The 21,686-nt window shown below is 71.4% G+C and carries 21 protein-coding genes; 16 read left to right on the forward strand and 5 right to left on the reverse strand.

Annotated features, from left to right (window positions below; genetic code table 11):
- Positions 1–67 precede the first annotated feature (67 nt).
- Positions 68–1,204, reverse strand: coding sequence for an ATP-grasp domain-containing protein (locus PGH47_RS35920; protein ID WP_271666888.1), 1,137 nt, complete (start codon positions 1,202–1,204; stop codon positions 68–70).
- A 333-nt stretch (positions 1,205–1,537) separates the two neighbouring features.
- On the opposite strand from PGH47_RS35920, the gene PGH47_RS35925 reads away from it, so the two are divergent.
- A complete protein-coding gene (locus PGH47_RS35925) occupies positions 1,538–2,398 on the forward strand; it encodes a metallophosphoesterase family protein (RefSeq protein WP_271666889.1) in 861 nt (286 codons plus the stop codon).
- A complete protein-coding gene (locus PGH47_RS35930) occupies positions 2,395–3,075 on the forward strand; it encodes a 4'-phosphopantetheinyl transferase family protein (RefSeq protein WP_271666890.1) in 681 nt (226 codons plus the stop codon). Before PGH47_RS35925 ends, PGH47_RS35930 begins: the two co-directional genes overlap by 4 nt.
- Before the next feature lie 28 nt (positions 3,076–3,103).
- Here the strand turns inward: PGH47_RS35930 and PGH47_RS35935 are convergent, their stop codons facing one another.
- Entirely contained in the window at positions 3,104–3,334 is a 231-nt protein-coding gene (locus PGH47_RS35935; protein WP_030954880.1) for a hypothetical protein, read from the reverse strand.
- 231 nt (positions 3,335–3,565) lie between these two features.
- Here PGH47_RS35935 and PGH47_RS35940 point away from each other — a divergent pair, with 231 nt between their 5' ends.
- Positions 3,566–4,609, forward strand: a complete 1,044-nt coding sequence (locus PGH47_RS35940; protein ID WP_271666891.1) for an alpha/beta fold hydrolase — start codon at positions 3,566–3,568, stop codon at positions 4,607–4,609.
- A 25-nt stretch (positions 4,610–4,634) separates the two neighbouring features.
- Here the strand turns inward: PGH47_RS35940 and PGH47_RS35945 are convergent, their stop codons facing one another.
- Positions 4,635–5,159, reverse strand: coding sequence for a toxin-antitoxin system, toxin component (locus PGH47_RS35945; RefSeq protein ID WP_271668231.1), 525 nt, complete (start codon positions 5,157–5,159; stop codon positions 4,635–4,637).
- A 39-nt stretch (positions 5,160–5,198) separates the two neighbouring features.
- The gene (locus PGH47_RS35950) at positions 5,199–5,849 is read right to left on the reverse strand and encodes a helix-turn-helix domain-containing protein (RefSeq protein ID WP_269639810.1); all 651 of its coding nucleotides are present in this window, start codon (positions 5,847–5,849) and stop codon (positions 5,199–5,201) included.
- Positions 5,850–6,072: 223 nt separating this feature from the next.
- On the opposite strand from PGH47_RS35950, the gene PGH47_RS35955 reads away from it, so the two are divergent.
- The 13 genes from PGH47_RS35955 (at position 6,073) to PGH47_RS36015 (ending at position 20,895) form a co-directional block, all read left to right on the forward strand.
- A complete protein-coding gene (locus PGH47_RS35955) occupies positions 6,073–6,735 on the forward strand; it encodes an MmyB family transcriptional regulator (protein WP_271666892.1) in 663 nt (220 codons plus the stop codon).
- 184 nt (positions 6,736–6,919) lie between these two features.
- The gene (locus PGH47_RS35960; RefSeq protein ID WP_271666893.1) at positions 6,920–8,071 is read left to right on the forward strand and encodes an NAD(P)/FAD-dependent oxidoreductase; all 1,152 of its coding nucleotides are present in this window, start codon (positions 6,920–6,922) and stop codon (positions 8,069–8,071) included.
- On the forward strand, positions 8,068–8,370 hold the full coding sequence (locus PGH47_RS35965) for a (2Fe-2S)-binding protein (RefSeq protein WP_271666894.1): 303 nt from the start codon (positions 8,068–8,070) through the stop codon (positions 8,368–8,370). Before PGH47_RS35960 ends, PGH47_RS35965 begins: the two co-directional genes overlap by 4 nt.
- Positions 8,363–9,784, forward strand: a complete 1,422-nt coding sequence (locus tag PGH47_RS35970; protein WP_271666895.1) for an FAD/NAD(P)-dependent oxidoreductase — start codon at positions 8,363–8,365, stop codon at positions 9,782–9,784. Before PGH47_RS35965 ends, PGH47_RS35970 begins: the two co-directional genes overlap by 8 nt.
- A 108-nt stretch (positions 9,785–9,892) precedes the next feature.
- Positions 9,893–10,789, forward strand: a complete 897-nt coding sequence (locus PGH47_RS35975; protein WP_271666896.1) for a dihydrodipicolinate synthase family protein — start codon at positions 9,893–9,895, stop codon at positions 10,787–10,789.
- 20 nt (positions 10,790–10,809) lie between these two features.
- Positions 10,810–11,811: a proline racemase family protein gene (locus PGH47_RS35980; protein WP_271666897.1), complete on the forward strand. Its 1,002-nt coding sequence runs from the start codon at positions 10,810–10,812 to the stop codon at positions 11,809–11,811.
- Between the two features lie 150 nt (positions 11,812–11,961).
- Positions 11,962–12,660 (forward strand): GntR family transcriptional regulator, encoded by a 699-nt coding sequence (locus PGH47_RS35985; protein ID WP_271666898.1) that lies wholly within the window; start codon positions 11,962–11,964, stop codon positions 12,658–12,660.
- A 50-nt stretch (positions 12,661–12,710) separates the two neighbouring features.
- Positions 12,711–13,709: a LacI family DNA-binding transcriptional regulator gene (locus tag PGH47_RS35990; protein ID WP_189748483.1), complete on the forward strand. Its 999-nt coding sequence runs from the start codon at positions 12,711–12,713 to the stop codon at positions 13,707–13,709.
- A 146-nt stretch (positions 13,710–13,855) separates the two neighbouring features.
- The gene (locus PGH47_RS35995) at positions 13,856–15,205 is read left to right on the forward strand and encodes an ABC transporter substrate-binding protein (RefSeq protein WP_271666899.1); all 1,350 of its coding nucleotides are present in this window, start codon (positions 13,856–13,858) and stop codon (positions 15,203–15,205) included.
- Positions 15,206–15,211: 6 nt separating this feature from the next.
- A complete protein-coding gene (locus PGH47_RS36000) occupies positions 15,212–16,168 on the forward strand; it encodes a carbohydrate ABC transporter permease (protein WP_271666900.1) in 957 nt (318 codons plus the stop codon).
- Entirely contained in the window at positions 16,165–17,025 is an 861-nt protein-coding gene (locus tag PGH47_RS36005) for a carbohydrate ABC transporter permease (protein WP_271666901.1), read from the forward strand. The genes PGH47_RS36000 and PGH47_RS36005 overlap by 4 nt, the downstream gene beginning before the upstream one ends.
- 51 nt (positions 17,026–17,076) lie before the next feature.
- Positions 17,077–18,678, forward strand: coding sequence for a glycoside hydrolase family 13 protein (locus tag PGH47_RS36010; RefSeq protein WP_271666902.1), 1,602 nt, complete (start codon positions 17,077–17,079; stop codon positions 18,676–18,678).
- An 87-nt stretch (positions 18,679–18,765) separates the two neighbouring features.
- Complete coding sequence (locus tag PGH47_RS36015) at positions 18,766–20,895, forward strand: discoidin domain-containing protein (protein WP_271666903.1); 2,130 nt, start codon at positions 18,766–18,768, stop codon at positions 20,893–20,895.
- Here PGH47_RS36015 and PGH47_RS36020 read toward each other — a convergent pair.
- Positions 20,864–21,676 carry an ABC transporter ATP-binding protein gene (locus PGH47_RS36020; protein ID WP_271666904.1) on the reverse strand — a complete coding sequence of 271 codons (813 nt, stop codon included), beginning with the start codon at positions 21,674–21,676 and terminating at the stop codon, positions 20,864–20,866. The two genes, PGH47_RS36015 and PGH47_RS36020, sit on opposite strands and share 32 nt — an antisense overlap.
- Between the last annotated feature and the right edge of the window lie 10 nt (positions 21,677–21,686).

A 21,686-nucleotide genomic window follows, 5' to 3' on the forward strand; every position in this document is an offset into this window, starting at 1 on the left:
CCCCGTCGGGCGACCGGAAGCGCCCCGATCGCGCCGCTCGGGCGCCCGGATCCTCCAGGAGGCCGACCTAGAGCGGCAGCACCTGCGCCGCCCCGCTCTCGATCGTTTCGGCCGGTGCGGGTGCCGGGACCGCCGGCAGCAGGGGCTCTGTCTCCTCGGCCGCGCGCTGCTGGGGGATGGACACCGGTCGCAGCTGTCGCGGGCCCGAGACCACGGTGTAGTCCTGCCCGAGGAACGGGGGCACGACCTCGCCCGGGTCCTCGCCGAGCGCCAGCTGGACGGCCAGCCACGGGACATTGACGCCGCACAACGACAGCTGGTGCAGCCCGCCCGCGGGGCGTGTGTTGACGTCCATCAGGACCGGCGTGTCCCCGAACATCCGGAACTGGATGTTGGACAGGTAGTGCAGGCCGAACCCTTCCGCGATCAACCGCGCTGGCTCCAGCCACTGCTCGTGGAGCGTGAACCCGCGCCGGCGACCGTTCTTCATCCGCCCGATCGCCAGCCGCACCCGGTTGTCCGGCCCGGTCAGGCAGTCCACCGACACCTCCGGCTGCTCCAGCCGGGGCATCACCAGCCAGTCCACCGGCTCGTCGGTCCGCCGCAGGGCGTCCTCCACCAGATCCAGCTGCACATACGGCGTCGGGAACCCGCTGAGGTGCACCAGCGAGAAGGGGGAGCGCGTGATCACACGGAAACCCACCCCGCCCGCACCGGACGCCGGCTTGAAGCAGGCCTTGTGCCCCGCCTCCTCCAACTCCTCGACGGCGGCGACGAGTTCATCGGCGTTGCGCACCCGCCACCACGGCGGCACCGGCACCCCGACGGCCTGCACGGCCTCGTACGCGATCACCTTGTCCTGGAAGACGGCCACGGCCTCCGGCGGCGGCGCCAGCAGCGCCGTACCGACCGCCTCGAACTCAGCGCGGTGCGCCACGATCGCCGACTGGTGCAGCCGGGGCACGAACACGTCGATGCCGCGGCGCCTGCACTGGGCGAGGGCGTACTCCACGTACCCGGCCGGGGACAGGCCCTCCGGCTCCAGCTCGGCGGTGTCGGCGCCGGCGAGCACGGGCGAGTCGGCGTCCCCGTGCGTCGCATGGATCTCCACGGCCCGATCGCTGGGATTTCGTCGCAGCTGATCCATGAAGAACACGTTCTCCGCGTACGTGCGGTTGAGCCAGACGCGTACGCGAGAGACCATGCAGGGCCGTCCTTTCGGGGTCGCGGGCACGGCGAAGCAGGCCCGTGCCCGGGCAGGGAGGTTGGAGGTACACCAAACCGCCCCTTGCGAAGGGACGTTCACGGCGGTGGTGTTGGGGCGATCATACGGGTTTCAAGGGGTGCCGCGTGCAACGTACGTGTTACGGAATTGCGGATGCTTCCTGACCGTCCGGAGCACCCCGCCGACACCTCCCGGAGCATCCCCGCTACTCCCTCCCGGTGACGACGCGATCCGGCCTTGTACGGGCGGGGCACTCTGTGTTCTGGTGGTCCTGTTCGTGTGATCGTTCCGTGTGATCGGAAGGGGCGAAGGGTGACGTCGACGGCCGGCGGTGCCGGACAGCTGCTGGCCATCAGCGACCTGCACATCGGATACGAGGAGAACCGCGCCCTCGTCGAGAAGATGCGCCCCGACTCGGACGACGACTGGCTGCTCGTCGCCGGCGATGTGGCGGAGACCGTCGCCGACATCCGCTGGGCACTCAAGACGCTCGCCGGCCGCTTCGCCAAGGTCGTCTGGGCACCCGGCAACCACGAGCTGTGGACCCACCCGAAGGACTCGGTCACCCTGCGCGGCGTCGAGCGCTACGACCACCTGGTCGAGGTGTGCCGGGAGCTCGGCGTGACGACGCCCGAGGACCCCTACCCCGTCTGGGAGGGCCCCGGCGGCCCGGTCGCGGTGGCGCCGCTGTTCCTGCTGTACGACTACTCCTTCCTGCCCTCCGGCTGCGCCACCAAGGAGGAGGGGCTGAAGTACGCGCACGGCACCGGGATCGTGTGCAACGACGAGTACCTGCTGCACCCCGACCCGTACCCGTCCCGCGAGGCCTGGTGCGAGGCCCGGGTCGCCGAGACCGAGCGCCGGCTCGCCGCACTGCCCGAGGATCTGCCCACGGTCCTCGTCAACCACTACCCGCTGGACCGGCATCCCACGAACGTGCTGTGGTACCCCGAGTTCGCCATGTGGTGCGGCACCCGGCTGACCGCGGACTGGCACCGCAGATTCCGCGCCCGGACCATGGTCTACGGCCACCTCCACATCCCGCGGACCACCTGGCACGAGGGCGTCCGCTTCGAGGAGGTCTCCGTGGGGTACCCCCGCGAGTGGCGCAAACGGCCGGACCCGCCGGGCCGGCTGCGCCGCATTCTGCCGAAGGAGGACGCGGCCCGGTGATCGAGGAGCTGCTGCCGGACCCGGTGGTCACCGTCGAGGCGTACGGCAACGACGAGCACGCGGGCGCCGCCCTGTACCCCGAGGAAGAGGCGGTCATCGCCAAGGCGGTCGACAAGCGCCGCCGGGAGTTCGCCGTCGTACGCTCCTGCGCGCGCCGCGCCATGGAGAAGCTCGGCGTGCCCCCGCAACCCGTCCTGCCCGGTGAACGCGGCGCCCCCGGCTGGCCGGCCGGCCTGGTCGGCAGCATGACCCACTGCGACGGCTACGGCGCCGCGGCCCTGGCCCGCGCCACCGATCTGGCCTCCCTCGGCATCGACGCCGAACCCCACAAGACCCTCCCGGAGGGCGTGCTGCCCGCCGTCGCGCTGCCCGCCGAGGCGGACCGGCTGCGCCGGCTGGCCGGCGACCACCCCGATGTCCACTGGGACCGGCTCCTGTTCAGCGCCAAGGAGTCCGTCTACAAGGCGTGGTTCCCCCTCACCGGCAAGTGGCTGGACTTCACCGAGGCCGACATCGACGTCTTCGCCGACCCCGGTGAGCGGCACAGCGGCGGTCTGCGCGCCCGGCTCCTCGTGCCGGGCCCGCTGGTCGGCGGGCGCCGGATCGACGTCTTCGAGGGCCGGTGGACCGTCCAGCGGGGGCTGGTGGCGACCTCGGTCACCGTGCCGCACACCTGAGCCCCCTTCCGGCGTCGCGAGTCCCCTGCTACGGCTCCGCAGGGCACCAGCCCTTCAGCAGCCGGAAGAACTCCTCCTCGTTGCCCGTCAGACCCGCGGCCGCCAGCGCCTGTTCCGCCTCGGCGAGCACGGCGGGCGGCACCACCGGTGGTCGGCCCTTCCCGGGAGGACCGTCGAACGCGGCTCGTACGGTGTGCAAAAGCCGCAGGTAGGCCTGGACGGCGGTGCGCTCGCGATCGGTCAGTACGGCAGTGGGCATCGGTCGGCTCTCCCCAAGTCGGCGTCGTCGCGTCACGCCCCGCACATGAGGGCGCACCACCAGCTTGCCGTCCACCACTGACAATCGGGTTCGGCCCCACGTCCGTTCGCCCGCTTAGCGGAGGCGAAACCTCCTCGAAATCCCTGGTGGGAAAGGTGTCCCTACGCTTGGGGCAACGGCTTTCGGCCGCACGCCCGCGGCCCTGAGAGCGGCAGGAACGGAGGTGGGCGAGTGGCCGATGCCCAGGGCCGACGCCCGGTGCGCGCCGTACGGCTGCGTCCCGTCGGCGACGGAGAACTCGCGTTGCAGTACCGCGTCGTGCACGGCTACCGACGCGCCTTCCGCATGGCCGGCGAGGGGCCGGTGCTGGTGCTGATCCACGGCATCGGGGACTCCTCCGACACCTGGGCCGAGCTGATCCCCGACCTCGCCCGCACGCACACCGTGATCGCCCCCGACCTGCTCGGCCACGGCGCCTCCGACAAACCGCGCGCCGACTACTCGGTCGCCGCCTACGCCAACGGCGTGCGGGATCTGCTCACCACGCTCGGCATCGAGTCCGCGACGCTGGTCGGGCACTCGCTGGGCGGGGGAGTGGCCATGCAGTTCGCCTACCAGTTCCCCGAGCGCACCGAGCGGTTGATCCTGGTCAGCGCGGGCGGTGTGGGCCGCGAGGTCAATCCGGTGCTGCGGCTGGTCTCGCTGCCGGGCGCCCATCTGATGCTGTCCGCGCTGCGGCTGCCGGGGATGCGGCTGCAAGTGGGGCAGGCGGTACGGCTGATGAGGTTCCTCGACACCGACCTCGGGCAGGACGCGCCGGAACTGCTGACCCTCGTCGACGCCCTGCCCGACGAGACCTCGCGCAACGCCTTCATCCGTACGCTGCGGGCGGTGGTCGACTGGCGCGGGCAGGTGGTCACCATGCTGGACCGCTGCTATCTGACCGAGGGCATGCCGACCATGCTGCTGTGGGGCGACCGGGACAGCGTGGTGCCGGTACGGCACGCCTACGGCGCACACGAGGCGATGCCCGGCAGCCGGCTGGAGATCTTCGAGGGGGCGGGCCACTTCCCGTTCCACACCGACCCGGACCGATTCGTGGCGCTGGTCGAGGAGTTCACCGGCAGTACGACCGCCGCCGACTGGAGCCGCGAGAACTGGCGCGAGATGCTGCGGGCGGGGCGGCCCGGCACGGCGGCGGGTCAGCCGGACACCGCTCGTTCCCGGGCGGTGGAACGCGAGCTGCGGGAGGCGAGCGAGCGCAGCGCGACCTGATCCCCGACGCGGCACCCGACCCCGGTCAGCCCTGCGGCCCCAGATAGCCGAGCGACGCCTCGATACGCCCCGCCAGATGGTCCCGCTGCCCCCGCACCGACGAGTCCGCCAGCCAGGTGCGGCACTTGCTGGCCAGCAGCAGGCCGAAGCTCTCGGCCTCCTGCTCGTCGGCCTCGTCGAAGCGGCTGCGGGCGGCGACCTTCAGCACCGTCGAGCGCAGATCGGCGTCGTCGCTGAGCAGCCGGGCCGCAACGGTCGCGCCCTCGATGCTGTGGGTGCAGTGACCGGCCTTCATGTGCCACAGCTCATGGCCGAGGATCACCAACTGGTGGTCCGGCGCGGTGCGTTCCTCGATCACGACCAGGTCCTGGTCGGCCATGTCGAGCCACAGCCCGCTGGCGGTGCCGACCGGGAAGGCGGCCGTACGGAAGTGGACGGGACGGCCGCGGCGTCTGCTCATCGAGTCGCACAGGGCGCCGTACAGCATGCCGGGCGCCGCGGGAGCGGGGAGCTCCAGCTCCGCGATCAACTCGCCGCACAGGCGGCGCATTTCCCTACCGATGCCCACTGATCTCCCGTTCTCCCCGGATCACGACTCGGGTCGCTTGACGCTCTCCAGGAGCATGTCCAGCCACTCCGCGACCTTGTCGCGGTGCTGGTCGGTGGGCAGCTGGGCGGCACGCCACGCTATGCCGCGCACGCCGTGGTCCTGGAGGAGTCTCTCCAGCGGATCCTCGGCGGCCTGGGCCGCCTCGCGCTCCGCGAGCTTCTGGAGCAGTTCCTGCTCGGTGCGCTGGAGGGAGCCCGCGAGCGCCTCGGGGTCCTCGGCCGTGAGGAATCCGGCGTGCACCCGGAAGAAGCGCTGGATGGCGTCGCAGTGCTCCATGGTGGGACGGCGGTCGCCGTTGATCAGGGCGCCGGCCTGCTGGCGGGACATGCCCGCGCCGTCGGCGATCTCCTGCTGGGTGTACTTGCGGCCGTTCGGCTTGAGCCGGGTGCGGCGCAACAGGTCGAGCCGCTGGAGGAAACGCGCCTGCACATCGGGCTCGCCCGCGGGGCGGCCGCTCAGCAGGGCCTTGACGACCGGCTCCGGGACGCCGGAGGCGACGGACAGCCGCCCGGTGTCGAAGACCTCGGCGTGCGACACGCCGAGCCGGTCGGCGAGCGCGGTGACACGGGCGACGACGGCCGGCAGCGCTACCGTCGGCGTGGCGCCCGAACCCTCGAAGCCATCCGTCACCGGCAGATCTCCTACGTCTCTCACAGGCTCCTCACAAGCCCTTCCCGTGAACTCGACGGAGATTACCGGGTAGTTCGAACTCACATCCAGGTCTCGCCACAACTGTGGCCAATTTCAGCCGTCAACAGGCATGAAATGCCACGATAGTTGACACGGCTCGGGCTCGGGCAGCAGGATCAGGGCGCCGCGTGAAGGCCGCATAGGCAAGAGGGGTGACCTCCCGATGGCATATCAGGCAGGTGGGGAGCGGTCCGTGCCGCGCTCCGTCCTCGAGAGGCCGGAGGCCCAGGCCTATCTGCGGGACTACGCCGCTCTCGTGGAGGCCGTGCCCTTCCCGTCCGTGGTGCTGGACCACCGCTGGGACGTCGTCCTGGCGAACACCGCTTTCGCGTCACTTTTCCGCGGTGTGGGCCCGCATCCGACGGCGATGCCCGACGAGAACTTCCTCAGATTCGTGCTCTTCCACCCGGACGCGAGCACGGTCCTCGGCGAGCACGAGTCCAGCTGGTGCCTGCCGATGCTGGCGCACTTCGCCGCCGCCGTGGAGCGGCACGGCCACGACCACGGGCTGCAGGCCATCCGCCGCGACATCGCCCAGGACCCGATCATGGAGGCCGCCTACCGGCAGGGTCTGCCGCACTGGATCCGCGCGGTGGGCGAGCAGGCCGTCGCCCGGGACGGCGCCGTACGGCCGCTGCTGCACCCCGACCCGCGCTGGGGCGCGACCGAGTGCCGGGTCGTGGACGAGACGCCCCGAACCCTTGAGGAGATGGGCTACACCCGGCTGACGCTGGTGCTGCGCGAGCTGCGCCGCGAGCGGCCCCGGACGCGAGGGGCGCGCCGCGGCGCCGCCCATCTGCGCGTCGTGACCGCCACCGAGGACTGAACGGGGCACCGTCGGCGTTCAGGTCGTCGACGGCGCCCCGTCAGCGCACGGGAAGCCTCTCTGCGGGCGCTCGGAGCCGCCTCCCTTTTTCGCAGGACGACGGGCGTCGCACCATTGCGCCTTTCCATACAGCGACGGGCGTCGCACCATTCCGTCGCAGAGTGGTGTGTGACATAGTACTGACGTGAGCGAGCGACTGACCTGCGACGTCGTGGTCGTCGGAGCCGGCATGGTGGGCGCGGCCTGCGCGCTGTACGCGGCCCGGGCCGGCCTGGACGTGATCCTCGTCGACCGCGGCCCGGTGGCGGGCGGCACCACCGGCGCCGGCGAGGGCAACCTCCTCGTCTCCGACAAGGAACCGGGCCCCGAACTGGACCTCGCGCTGCTGTCCGGCCGGCTGTGGCGAGAACTGGCGGCGGAGTTCGGGTCGGCCGTCGAGTACGAGGCCAAGGGCGGTGTCGTCGTGGCCTCGTCGCCGGACGGGCTCGCGGCGCTGGAGCGGTTCGCCGACGGACAGCGCGCCGCCGGGGTCGTCGCCGAACCGGTCCCGGGCGACGCCCTGTACGCCCTCGAACCCCACCTCGCCCCAGGACTGCCGGGCGGCGTCCACTACCCCCAGGACTGCCAGGTCATGCCCGCCCTGGCCGCCGCCCACCTCGCCCGCGGCTCGGGCGCCCGTCTGTTCACCGGCCGTACGGTGACCGACATACTGCGCACGCCGGCCGGCGCCGTGCGCGGGGTCCGCACGAACTCGGGCGACATCCACGCCCCGGCGGTCGTCAACGCCGCCGGAACCTGGGGCGGTGAGCTCGCCGCGCTCGCGGGCGTCCCGCTCCCCGTCCTCCCGCGCCGCGGCTTCGTCCTGGTCACCGAACCCCTCCCGCGCAAGGTCCGCCACAAGGTCTACGCCGCCGACTACGTGGCCGACGTCGCCAGCGACTCGGCAGCGCTCCAGACGTCCCCGGTCGTCGAGGGCACGGCGGCGGGCCCGATCCTCATCGGCGCGAGCCGGGAACGCGTCGGCTTCGACCGGACCTTCTCGCTGCCGGTCGTAAGGGCGCTCGCGGCGGACGCGACGCGGCTGTTCCCGTTCCTGACGGACGTCCGCGCGATGCGTGCCTACCTGGGCTTCCGCCCGTACATGCCGGACCATCTGCCCGCCGTCGGACCCGACCCCCGCGTGCCGGGGCTGCATCACGCCTGCGGGCACGAGGGCGCCGGCATCGGACTGGCCACCGGCACCGGCCACTTGATCGCGCAGGCCCTGACCGAGAAGACCCCCGACCTGGACCTGACGCCGCTGCGCCCCGACCGCTTCGGCGAGGAGGCCGTATGAGGACACCTCTGGAGCTCGCCGACGCACACCCGGGCCCGGCCTTCACGGTCACCCTCGACGGCCGTGAGATCGAGGCCCTGCCCGGCCAGACGGTCGCCGCCGCGCTGTGGGCGGCCGGGGTCACCTCCTGGCGGACCACCCGGGGCGAGGGACGCGCGCGCGGCGTGTTCTGCGGCATCGGCGTCTGCTTCGACTGCCTGATCACCGTCAACGACCGCCCGAACCAACGGGCCTGTCTGGTGCCATTGCACCCCGGCGATGTGATCCGGACCCAGGAAGGGACGGGGCACGATGACTGACCGCGACCTCGCCGACCATGGAGCCCCGCACCTCGCCGTGATCGGCGCGGGACCCGCCGGGCTCGCCGCGGCCGTCGCCGCCGCGGCCCGAGGCGTCCGGGTCACGCTGATCGACTCGGCCGCGGAGGCGGGCGGCCAGTTCTACCGGCAGCCGGCCCCCGCGCTGGGGGCCCGCAGGCCGCAGGCCCTGCACCATCAGTGGCGGGCGTGGGAGCGGCTGCGGGACGGGCTGGCCGCGCACGTGGAGGCGGGCCGCGTACGGCATCTGACGGAACACCACGTCTGGTTCGTCGAACGCCTGCCCGCCGACGGATTCACCGTGCACGCCCTGCTCGGCCCCGAACAGCGGGACCCGGCCGAGGTGCGGGCCGACGCCGTGCTCCTCGCCACCGGCGGCTACGAGAAGGTGCTGCCCTTCCCCGGCTGGACCCTCCCCGGAGTGGTCACGGCGGGCGGCGCCCAGGCCATGCTCAAGGGCAGCCTCGCGGTGTCCGGGCGCACCGCCGTCGTCGCCGGGACCGGCCCGCTGCTGCTCCCCGTGGCGACCGGGCTCGCCGCGGCCGGCGTCGAGGTCGCAGCGCTCGTCGAGTCCGCCGACCCGAAGGCGTTCCTGCGGCGCACCCGAGCGCTGGTGGCACAGCCCGCAAAGATCGCCGAAGGCGCCCGGTACGCGGCCGAGTTGCTGCGTCACCGGGTGCGGGCGCTCGCCCGGCACACCGTCGTCGAGGCGCACGGCACCGAGCGACTGGAGGCCGTCACCGTCGCCGCGCTCGACGTCGACGGGCGGGTCAGGCCCGGCACGGGACGCCGCATCCGCTGCGACACCCTCGCCGTCGGCCACGGCATGCTTCCGCACACCGATCTCGCCGAGACCCTCGGCTGCGGCCTCGACGGACTCGCCGTACGCGTGGACGACGAGCAGCGCACCGATGTGCCCGGCGTCTGGGCCGCGGGGGAGACGACCGGCATCGGAGGGGCGGCGCTCTCGCTCGCGGAGGGGCACATCGCCGGGCGATCGGCCGCCGCCCGGCTGCGCGGCGCGCGGCCCGACCCGGACGGGTGGTCCGCCGCCGCCAAGGCCCGCAGCCGACTGCGCGCCTTCTTCACCGCGCTCGACTCCGTGTACGCCCCGCCCGCGCGCTGGACCGACCGGATCACCGACGACACCGTCGTCTGCCGCTGCGAGGAGGTCACCGGCGGTGCGATCCGGGCGGCGGTGGTGGAACTGGGCGCCGGGGACGCGAGGACCGTGAAGCTGCTGACCCGGGCCGGGATGGGGTGGTGCCAGGGGCGGGTGTGCGGGCCGGCGGTCGCGGGGCTCGCGGGGTGCGAACTCGCCGTTTCCCGCAGGCCCTTCGCCCGGCCCGTACCGCTCGGCGTGCTCGCGCGGGCGGGGGAGAACGAGGACGGCTGAGCGCCGGCGCCCGGGGGCCCCGGAGCCGGCTGGTGCCGAAGCCGACGGTCGCCGGTCGTCGCCCGCGAGATCAATGCAATGTCGCACTCCACTGAGAGGAAACCCGAGATGACCGTCACCGAACACCGTCCCTGGCGGGGCGTCCTGGTCGCCACCGCCCTGCCGCTAGACGACAACCTCCGTGTGGACCACGGCAAATACGCGGAGCACTGCTCCTGGCTCGTCGAGAACGGCTGCGACGGTGTCGTACCGAACGGCAGCCTCGGCGAGTACCAGGTGCTCACCCCCGAGGAGCGGGCGAAGGTCGTGGAGACCGCCGTCGCCGCGATCGGCGGCACCCGCGTGATGCCCGGGGTGGCCGCCTACGGTTCGGCCGAGTCCCGGCGCTGGGCGGAGCAGGCCCGGGACGCGGGCTGTGCCTCCGTGATGCTGCTGCCGCCGAACGCCTACCGTGCCGACGAGCGCTCCGTCCTCGCCCACTACGAGGAGGTCGCCGGGGCGGGCGTCCCGGTCGTGGCGTACAACAACCCCATCGACACCAAGGTCGACCTCGTCCCCGAACTGCTCGCCAAGCTGCACGGCGAGGGGTACATCCAGGCGGTCAAGGAGTTCTCCGGCGATGTCCGGCGCGCCTACCAGCTCGCCGAACTCGCCCCGGAACTCGACCTGTTGATCGGCGCCGACGACGTCCTGCTGGAGCTCGCGCTCGCCGGCGCCAAGGGCTGGGTGGCCGGCTATCCGAACGCGCTGCCACGGTCCTGCGTGGAGCTGTACCGCGCGGCCGTCGGCGGCGACCTCGGCACCGCGAAGAAGCTGTACGAGCAGCTGCACCCGCTGCTGCGCTGGGACTCCAAGGTCGAGTTCGTGCAGGCGATCAAGCTCTCCATGGACATCGTGGGCCGGCACGGGGGACGCTGCCGTGCACCGCGGGTGCCCCTGCTGCCGGAGCAGGAGGCCGCCATCCGCGCCGCCACCGAGAAGGCCGTAGCCGCCGGGCTCGCGTAATCACAAGGGAGGCTGGACCCATGCGCAGCAGACTCGTCCTGCACGCCGTCGACTCGCACACCGAGGGCATGCCCACCCGCGTGATCACCGGCGGGATCGGGACCGTACCCGGCGCGACGATGAACGAGCGGCGGCTGTACTTCCGCGAGCACCGCGACGACATCAAGCAGCTCCTGATGAACGAGCCGCGCGGCCACTCGGCGATGAGCGGCGCCATCCTCCAGCCGCCCACCCGCCCCGACTGCGACTGGGGCGTGCTCTACATCGAGGTCTCCGGCTATCTCCCGATGTGCGGGCACGGCACGATCGGGGTCGCGACCGTGCTCGTCGAGACCGGCATGGTCGAGGTCGTCGAGCCGGTCACCACCATCCGGCTCGACACCCCGGCGGGTCTCGTGGTCGCCGAGGTGGCCGTTCAGGACGGCGCCGCCAAGGCGGTCACCCTGAGGAACGTGCCGTCCTTCTCCGTCGCCCTCGACCGCAAGATCGCCCTCGCCGACGGGCGCACGGTGACATACGACATGGCGTACGGCGGCAACTTCTACGCCATCCTGCCGCTGGAGCAGTTCGGGCTGCCCTTCGACCGCTCCCGCAAGGACGACATCCTCCGGGCCGGTCTCTCCCTCATGGCGGCGATCAACGCCGAGGAGGAGCCCGTCCACCCGGAGGACCCGTCGATCCGGGGCTGTCATCACGTCCACCTGATCGCCCCCGGCGCCACCGCCCGGCACTCCCGGCACGCGATGGCCATCCACCCCGGCTGGTTCGACCGCTCGCCCTGCGGCACGGGCACGAGCGCCCGCATGGCACAGCTGCACGCGCGGGGTGAACTGCCCCTGCACACCGAGTTCGTGAACGAGTCCTTCATCGGCACCAGCTTCACCGGCCGTCTCCTCGGCACCACCGAGGTGGCCGGCCGCCCGGCCGTCCTGCCCAGCTTCACCGGCCGCGCGTGGATCACCGGCACCGCGCAGTACCTGCTGGATCCCTCGGACCCGTTCCCGGCCGGGTTCGTGCTTTAGGAACAGGCCCGGGGGAGCGCGGACGCCGGGGATAATGGCCGGTACCGCGTGACGGTAGCGCGTGACATTGCACCAGCGCGTCACGATCACGATGCACCAGCGCGTCACGACGCACCAGCGCGTCACATCGCACCAGCTAGGAGACACCGCATGGCCGCCCAGCGCACCGGCGCCCCGTCCGCCGCAGCCGCCCCGGCGCTGCCCAGCCTGGGCGGCAGGAGGAGCAGCTACCGGGAGCGGGTCGCCGACGCGCTGCGGGCCGCGCTGATCGCCGGGGAACTGCTCCCCGGCGAGGTGTACTCGGCGCCCACGCTCGCCGCCCGCTTCGGCGTCTCCGCGACGCCGGTGCGCGAGGCCATGCTGGACCTGGTCAAGGAGGGCCTGGTCGACACGGTTCCCAACAAGGGCTTCCGGGTCACCGCCGTCTCCGAGAAGCAGCTCGACGAGTACACCCACATCCGGGCCCTCATCGAGATCCCGACGGTGGTGGCACTGGCCCGCACCGCCGACAAGGTCTCCCTGGAGGCGCTGCGCCCCGCCGCGCGGGAGATCGTCCAGGCCGCCGTCTCCGGTGACCTCATCGCGTACGTCGAGGCCGACACCCGCTTCCACCTCGGTCTGCTCGCCCTCGCCGGCAACGTCCACCTCGTCGAGGTCGTCGGCGACCTCCGCAAGCGCTCCCGCCTCTACGGCCTCACCGCGCTCGTCGAGGCCGGCCGGCTGCTCGCCTCCGCCGAGGAGCACCTCGAACTCCTCGACGCGCTGCTCGCCCGCGACGAGGACGCCGTGCACGAGGTCATGACCCGCCATCTGGGGCATGTGCGAGGACTCTGGGCCGCGAGGAAGTAGATGCCGCCGTAACGCAAACGGCTTGCGCTTCTTGCGCTATTCTTGCGTCCATGACGCGACGACTTGCTGAAGTGGCGAAGAAGGTCGGGGTCAGCGAGGCCACGGTCAGCCGGGTGCTCAACGACAAGCCCGGTGTCTCCGAGGCCACCCGGCAGGCGGTGCTCTCCGCGCTGGACGTCCTCGGCTACGAGCGGCCCACGCAGCTGCGCGGCGAACGGGCCAGGCTCGTCGGCTTGGTGCTGCCCGAGCTCCAGAACCCGATCTTCCCGGCGTTCGCGGAGGTGATCGGTGGCGCGCTCGCCCAGCTCGGCCTGACCCCGGTGCTGTGCACCCAGACCAAGGGCGGGGTGTCCGAGGCCGACTACGTCACGTTGCTGCTGCAACAGCAGGTCTCCGGGGTGGTGTTCGCCGGCGGGCTCTACGCCCAGGCCGACGCCCCGCACGACCACTACAAGGAGCTCGCCGACCGCAACATCCCGGTCGTGCTGGTCAACGCGGCCATCGAGCACCTCGGCTTCCCTGCGGTGTCCTGCGACGACGCCGTCGCCGTCGAGCAGGCCTGGCGGCACCTGGCCTCGCTCGGGCACGAGCGCATCGGGCTGGTGCTCGGACCGGGCGACCACATGCCGTCGGCGCGCAAGCTGGCCGCCGCGCGCGGCGTCGCCGGGGACCTGCCCGAGGAGCGTGTGGCGCGGGCGATCTTCTCGATCGAGGGCGGTCACGCCGCCGCCACCCGGCTGATCGACCGCGGGGTCACCGGCATCATCTGCGCGAGCGACCCACTGGCGCTCGGCGCGATCAGGGCCGCCCGTCGCAAGGGACTCGACGTGCCGTCGGAGATCTCCGTGGTCGGCTACGACGACTCGGCCTTCATGAACTGCACCGAGCCCCCGCTCACCACCGTCCGTCAGCCCATCGAGGCCATGGGCAGGGCGGCCGTTGAGCTGCTGAACGCGCAGATCGGCGGCACCGCCGTACCCGCGGAGGAGCTGCTCTTCGAACCGGAGTTGGTGGTGCGCGGTTCGACGGCGCAGGCGCCTCGCGCCTGACGCCCGCCCCCAGTCCGCGCCCCGACGTCCCTGAAGCATTCATTCCGCTGTTAAAAAATTTCAAATCTCGCGCGACATCTTGCGTTCAGATGTCGCCGGTGCTTGAGTGTGCGGCGCCCACCGCTCCTGCCCAGAGGGGTCCACCGATGAGAAGCACCGGGTTCCGCCGTACCTTCGCCACGCTGAGCGTCTGCTCCCTCGCCCTGGCCGTGTCCGCCTGCGGGTCGGGCGACGACGACTCGGCGAGCGGAAAGACCCGCATCACGGTCAACTGCATGCCGCCCAAGAGCGCCAAGGTCGACCGCCAGTTCTTCGAGCAGGACATCGCGTCCTTCGAGAAGGCCAACCCGGACATCGACGTCGTCGCTCATGACGCGTTCCCCTGCCAGGATCCGAAGACGTTCGACGCCAAGCTCGCCGGCGGGCAGATGGAGGACGTCTTCTACACGTACTTCACCGACGCCCGGCACGTCGTCGACATCAACCAGGCGGCCGATCTCACGCCGTACGTCAAGGAGTTGAAGAGCTACGGGACCATCCAGCAGCAGCTGCGCGACATCTACACCGTCGACGGCAAGGTCTACGGCATACCGCGCACCGGCTACTCGATGGGCCTGATCTACAACAAGAAGCTCTTCGAGAAGGCCGGCCTCGACCCCGAGAAGCCCCCGGCCACCTGGGACGAACTGCGCGCAGCGGCCAAGAGGATCGCCGGTCTCGGAGGCGGCACCGTCGGCTACGCCGACTACAGCGCCCAGAACCAGGGCGGCTGGCACTTCACCGCCGAGCTGTACTCGCAGGGCGGCGACGTCGTCAGCGCCGACGGCAAGAAGGCCACCGTCGACACACCCGAGGGCCGTGCCGTGCTCCAGAACCTGCACGACATGCGCTGGACCGACAACTCCATGGGCAGCAAGCAGCTCCTGGTCATCAATGACGTCCAGCAGATGATGGGCTCCGGCAAGCTCGGCATGTACCTCTCCGCCCCCGACAACATCCCGATCCTGGTCAAGGAGAAGGGCGGCGACTACAAGGACCTCGCGCTCGCCCCCATGCCCGGCGGCGAGGGCACGCTCATCGGCGGCGACGGCTACATGTTCAACAAGAAGGCGAGCCCCGAGCAGATCCGCGCCGGCCTGAAGTGGCTGGACCACATGTTCCTCACGCCCGGAGAAGGCTTCCTCGGCGACTACGCCCGTGCCAAGAAGAACGACGCCCCCGTCGGACTGCCCGAGCCCCGGCTGTTCACCGGCGCCGCCGACGCCAAGGACCAGCAGGTCAAGGAGGCCAACGCCAACGTCCCGGTGGACAACTACCAGGCCTTCCTCGACGGCAACCAGAGCCTCGACATGAAGATCGAGCCGCCCAGCGCCCAGCAGATCTACTCGGTCCTCGACGGGGTCGTCTCCGCCGTCCTCACCAAGAAGGACGCCGACATCGACCAGCTCCTGAAGGACGCCTCCGGGAAGATCGACAGCATCCTGGCCCGGGGCTGACGGTCCATGACCAAGACGGCTCAGCGACAGACCGTCGCGAAGGTCGCGGTCCACCCGATGCAGGCGCCGCCCCCGGCAGGGGACCGGAGGCGGCGCCGCCTCGCCGACCAGGCCCGCGCCTACGGCTTCCTCCTCGGCGGCCTCGTCTGCTTCGCCCTGTTCTCCTGGTACCCGGCGATCCGCGCCGTCGTGATCGCCTTCCAGAAGTACACGCCCGGCAGCGACCCCGAGTGGGTCGGCACCGCCAACTTCACCCGCGTCTTCGCCGACCCGGAGTTCGCGGCGGCCTGGCGCAACACCCTCACCTTCACGCTGCTCGCCCTGCTGATCGGCTTCGCGATCCCCTTCGTACTCGCCCTGGTCCTCAACGAGTTGCGGCACGCCAAGGCGTTCTTCCGGGTCGTGGTCTATCTGCCGGTGATGATCCCGCCGGTGGTCAGCGCCCTGCTGTGGAAGTGGTTCTACGACCCCGGCGCCGGCCTCGCCAACGAGGCGCTGCGGTTCCTGCACCTGCCCACCTCGAACTGGTCCAACGGCGCCGACACCGCGCTGGTCTCCCTGGTGATCGTGGCGACCTGGGCCAACATGGGCGGCACCGTGCTCATCTACCTCGCGGCGCTCCAGTCCATCCCGGGCGAGCTGTACGAGGCGGCCGAGCTCGACGGCGCGAACCTCCTCCAGCGCATCCGGCACGTCACGATCCCGCAGACCCGCTTCGTGATCCTGATGCTGATGCTCCTTCAGATCATCGCCACGATGCAGGTCTTCACCGAACCGTTCGTGATCACGGGCGGCGGCCCGGAGAACGCCACGGTCACCGTCCTGTACCTGATCTACAAGTACGCCTTCCTCTACAACGACTTCGGCGGCGCCTGCGCCCTCAGCGTCATGCTGCTCGTGCTCCTGGGCGCCTTCTCCGCCGTATACCTGCGTCTGACGCGCGGCGAAGGGGAGGACGCATGAGCACCCGGACGCTTCTCTCCCCGGCGGCCCTCGCCCGCCCGCGCGGCAGAGCCGTCTACTGGTCCGTCTTCACCGGCACCGTCCTGCTGTTCACGATCGCCTTCCTCTTCCCCGTGTACTGGATGGTGACGGGCGCGATGAAGTCGGCGGACGAGGTGGCGCGGACCCCGCCCACGCTCGTGCCGGAGCAGTGGCACCTCAGCGGGTACACCGACGCCTGGGACCTGATGCAGCTGCCCAGCCACCTCTGGAACACGGTCGTCCAGGCCGCCGGCGCCTGGCTGTTCCAGATCGTGTTCTGCACGGCCGCCGCCTACGCGCTGTCCAAGCTGCGGCCCGTGTTCGGCAAGGTGGTCCTCGGCGGCATACTCGCCACCCTCATGGTTCCGGCCCAGGCGCTGGTCGTACCGAAGTACCTGACCGTGGCGGACCTGGGGCTGCTCAACGACCCGCTCGCCATCTGGCTGCCGGCCGTCGCCAACGCCTTCAACCTCTATCTGCTGAAGCGGTTCTTCGACCAGCTCCCGCGCGATGTCCTGGAGGCCGCCGAGATCGACGGCGCCGGGAAACTGCGCACTCTGTGGTCGATCGTGCTGCCCATGTCCCGGCCGGTCCTCGGCGTGGTCTCGATCTTCGCCCTGGTGGCCGTCTGGCAGGACTTCCTCTGGCCGCTGATGGTCTTCTCCGACACCGACAAGCAGCCGATCAGCGTGGCGCTCGTCCAGCTGTCGCAGAACATCCAGCTGACCGTGCTCATCGCCGCGATGGTGATCGCCAGCATCCCCATGGTCGCCATGTTCCTGGTCTTCCAGCGGCACATCATCGCCGGGATCGGCGCGGGCAGCACCAAGGGCTGACGCCCTCCTCCCACCGCCTGCCCTCCTCCTTCCGACAGAAAGGGCCGCACCGTGGCACAGTCCCGTCATGCCGCCGCACAGTGGTGGCGCTCCGCCGTCATCTACCAGGTCTACGTCCGCAGCTTCGCGGACGGCGACGGCGACGGCACCGGCGACCTCGCGGGCGTCCGCGCCCGGCTGCCGTATCTCGCCGAACTCGGCGTGGACGCACTGTGGTTCACGCCCTGGTACGTCTCACCGCTGAAGGACGGCGGCTACGACGTCGCCGACTACCGGGCGATCGACCCGGCGTTCGGCACCCTCGCCGAGGCGGAGAAACTCATCGCCGAGGCGGGCGAGCTGGGCATCCGCACGATCGTCGACATCGTGCCCAACCATGTCTCCGACCGGCATGCGTGGTTCCGGGCCGCGCTCGCCGCCGGACCCGGCAGCCCGGAGCGCGAGCTGTTCCACTTCCGGCCCGGACGCGGCCCGGACGGCGACCTCCCGCCCAACGACTGGCCGTCGCAGTTCGTCGGCTCCACCGAACCCGTGTGGACCCGTCTGCCGGACGGCGAGTGGTACCTCCACCTGTTCACGCCCGAGCAGCCCGACCTCAACTGGGCCCACCCCGTGGTCCGCCAGGAGCACCAGGACATCCTGCGCTTCTGGTTCGAGCGGGGCGTGGCCGGCGTCCGCATCGACTCGGCCGCGCTGCTCGCCAAGGACCCCGCGCTCACCGACCTCGCCGACGACCCCCACCCGCACCCCTTCGTCGACCGCGACGAACTCCACGACATCTACCGCTCCTGGCGGACCGTCGCCGACGACTACGACGGCGTCTTCGTCGGTGAGGTCTGGCTGCCCGACACCGAGCGCTTCGCCCGCTATCTGCGCCCCGACGAGCTGCACACCGCCTTCAACTTCGCGTTCCTGTCCTGCCCCTGGGACGCCGAGCGGCTGCGGTCGTCCATCGACACGACCCTCGCCGAGCACGCGCCCGTCGGCGCCCCCGCCACCTGGGTGCTCTGCAACCACGACGTCACCCGCACGGTCACCCGCTACGGCCGCACCGACACCGGCTTCGACTTCGCGGCGAAGGCCTTCGGCACCCCGACCGACCTGGCCCTCGGCACCCGGCGCGCACGGGCGGCCGCGCTGCTCTCGCTCGCCCTGCCCGGAGCGGTCTACGTCTATCAGGGCGAGGAACTCGGGCTGCCCGAGGCCGACATCCCCCTCGACCGCATCGAGGACCCGATGCACGGCCGCTCCGGCGGCACCGACCCGGGCAGGGACGGCTGCCGGGTGCCGCTGCCCTGGGCGGCCGGAGAAGCGCACGCCGGCTTCGGTTCGCGGGAGGAGCCCTGGCTGCCGCAGCCCGCCGGCTGGGCCGCGTACGCCGCCGACCGGCAGGCCGCCGACCCCGGCTCGATGCTCCGCCTCTACCGCCGGGCGATCGCGCTGCGCCCGGAGTTCGGCGAGGGCCCCCTCACCTGGATGCCGGCGCCCCAGGGTGTGCTCGCCTTCGCCCGCGCGCAGGGCGTGACCTGCGTGGTGAACCTCGCCGACGCGCCCGCCGATCTGCCCGAACACACCGAACTCCTGCTCGCCAGCGGCCCCTTGGACCCCCACGGCCGGCTGCCGAAGGACACCGCGGCCTGGCTGCGCGCCTGACCGCGGACCCGCTGTCCCCGCACCCCCACACGAAGGGATCGGCACATGCAGTACCCGCGCAGAACTGTCAGGCTCATGCCAACGGCGATGACGGTAGCCCTCGCCGCCGGCCTGCTCACCGCGACGGTGCCCACCGCCCGGGCGGCGGCCGGGGCCACCCTGCCGTTCACGTCGGTCGAGGCCGAGTCCGCGACCACCACCGGCACGAAGATCGGCCCGGACCACACGCAGGGCACCCTCGCCTCGGAGGCCTCCGGGCGCCAGGCCGTACGCCTGAACTCCGGCCAGCGCGTCGAGTTCACCGCGCCGCGCGCCGCCAACGCCCTGAACGTCGCCTACAGCGTCCCCGACGGCCAGAGCGGCTCGCTGAACGTGTACGTCAACGGCACCAGGCTCGCGAAGACCATCGCCGTCACCTCCAAGTACTCCTACGTCGACACCGGCTGGATCGCGGGGGCCAGGACCCACCACTTCTACGACAACGCCAGGCTGCTGCTCGGGCAGAACGTGCAGGCCGGCGACAAGGTGGCCCTGGAGGCGACGAACGCCCAGGTCACCGTCGATGTCGCCGACTTCGAGCAGGTCGCCGGGGCGTCGAGCCAGCCCGCCGGGTCGGTGTCGGTGACGTCAAAGGGCGCCGACCCCAGCGGCCAGGGCGACTCCACGCAGGCCTTCCGGGACGCCATCGCCTCGGCGCAGGGCGGTGTCGTGTGGATCCCGCCGGGGGAGTACCGGCTGACGTCCTCCCTCAGCGGGGTACAGAACGTCACCCTCCAGGGCGCGGGCAGCTGGCACTCGATCGTGCGCACCTCGCGCTTCATCGACCAGTCGAGCTCGTCCGGAGGAGTCCGCATCAAGGACTTCGCGGTCATCGGCGAGGTCACCGAGCGGGTGGACTCCAACCCCGACAACTTCGTCAACGGCAGCCTGGGACCGAACAGTTCCGTCTCCGGGATGTGGCTCCAGCACCTCAAGGTCGGTCTCTGGCTGACGGGCAACAACGACAACCTCGTCGTCGAGAACAACCGATTCCTCGACATGACCGCCGACGGGCTCAACCTCAACGGCAACGCGCGCGGCGTGAAGGTCCGGGGCAACTTCCTGCGCAACCAGGGCGACGACGCGCTCGCCATGTGGTCGCTGAACGCGCCGGACATCAGCAGCAGCTTCGAGAACAACACCATCACCCAGCCGAACCTCGCCAACGGCATCGCGATCTACGGCGGGACCGACATCACCGTCAGGAACAACCTGATCTCCGACACCAACGCCCTCGGCAGCGGCATCGCGATCTCCAACCAGAAGTTCCTTGACCCCTTCCACCCGTTGTCCGGCACGATCACGGTCGACGGCAACACGCTCGTCCGCACAGGCGCGATGAACCCCAACTGGAACCACCCCATGGGCGCCCTGCGCGTCGACTCCTACGACAGCGCCATCGAGGCGCAGGTGAAGATCACCAACACGACGATCACCGACAGTCCGTACAGCGCCTTCGAGTTCGTCTCGGGCGGCGGACGGGGCCTCGCGGCAAGGAACGTCACCGTCGACGGCGTCACCGTCCGCAACACCGGCACGGTCGTCGTCCAGGCCGAGACCCAGGGCGCCGCCACCTTCCGCAACGTCACGGCCACCGGCGTCGGCGCCGCGGGCATCTACAACTGCCCCTACCCGGCCAACTCCGGCCCCTTCACCCTCACCGACGGCGGCGGCAACTCCGGCTGGAGCAGCACCTGGTCCGACTGCTCGACCTGGCCGCAGCCGGGGCAGAGCAACCCCGACCCCGACCCGGCGCGCAACCTCGCCAAGGGCCGCCCGGCCACCGCCACCGGCTCCCAGGACGTCTACACGCCGGGCAAGGCGGTAGACGGAGATGCCAACAGCTACTGGGAGTCAAGCAACAACGCCTTCCCGCAGTCGCTGACGGTCGACCTCGGCTCCGCCCAGGCGGTCCGCCGTCTGGTGCTCAAGCTGCCGCCGTCCTCGGCGTGGGGCGCCCGCACCCAGACCGTGACGGTGCTGGGCAGCACCGACGGCTCGAACTTCTCCACGGTCGTCGGCGCCACCGGCTACCGCTTCGACCCGGCCACCGGCAACACGGTCACCGTCGCCCTGCCCGGCGGCACCGGCCTGCGCCATCTGCGGCTGTCGGTGAGCGCCAACACGGGCTGGCCGGCCGCCCAGTTCAGCGAGGTGGAGGCGTATCCGACTTCGTGACCGAGTCCTGCACGACCCCGCGCTTCGCCGCCTGGATCTGCTCGTACACATGGGTCCGCAGCTCGGCGAAGCGCGGGTCAACGCGGGTGTGCAACTGGTCGCGTTCGGCGGGCAGATCGACCTTCAGCTGCTCCCGCACCACGGTGGGGGAGGCGGACAGCACGATCACCCGCTCACCCAGGTACACGGCTTCGTCGATGTCATGGGTGACGAACAGGATCGTGATGCCGCGCTCCCGCCACAGCCCCCGCACCAGGTCCTCCAGATCGGCTCGCGTCTGCGCGTCGACCGCCGCGAACGGCTCGTCCATCAGCAGCACCCGGGGCTCGTACGCCAGCGCGCGGGCGATGGCGACGCGCTGCTGCATGCCGCCCGAGAGCTGCCACGGATACGCCCCCACGGCGTCCGCCAGCCCCACCGACTCCAGCGCGTCACGCACCAGCTCCCGACGCCGGGCCTTGCCCAAGTTCTTCTGTTTCAGGGGAAGTTCGACGTTCTCGCCGACCCGCATCCAGGGGAAGAGGCTGCGCCCGTACTCCTGGAACACGAACGCCATCCCGGGCGGCGGCCCGCTCACCCGGCGCCCCTCCAGGAGCACCTCGCCGCCCGTCGGCGACAGCAGTCCGCCCATGCACTTCAGCAGGGTCGTCTTCCCGCAGCCCGACGGCCCGACGAGACAGACCAGTTCCCCTGCCTCCACGGTGAAGGTGAGGTCGCGCACCGCCTCCACACGCCGCCCGGAACCCTCGTAGACCTTCTTCAGGGCGCGTACGTCGAGCATGACCCTCCCC

The organism is Streptomyces sp. HUAS 31, from assembly GCF_028198125.1.
Lineage (GTDB): Bacteria > Actinomycetota > Actinomycetes > Streptomycetales > Streptomycetaceae > Streptomyces > Streptomyces chartreusis.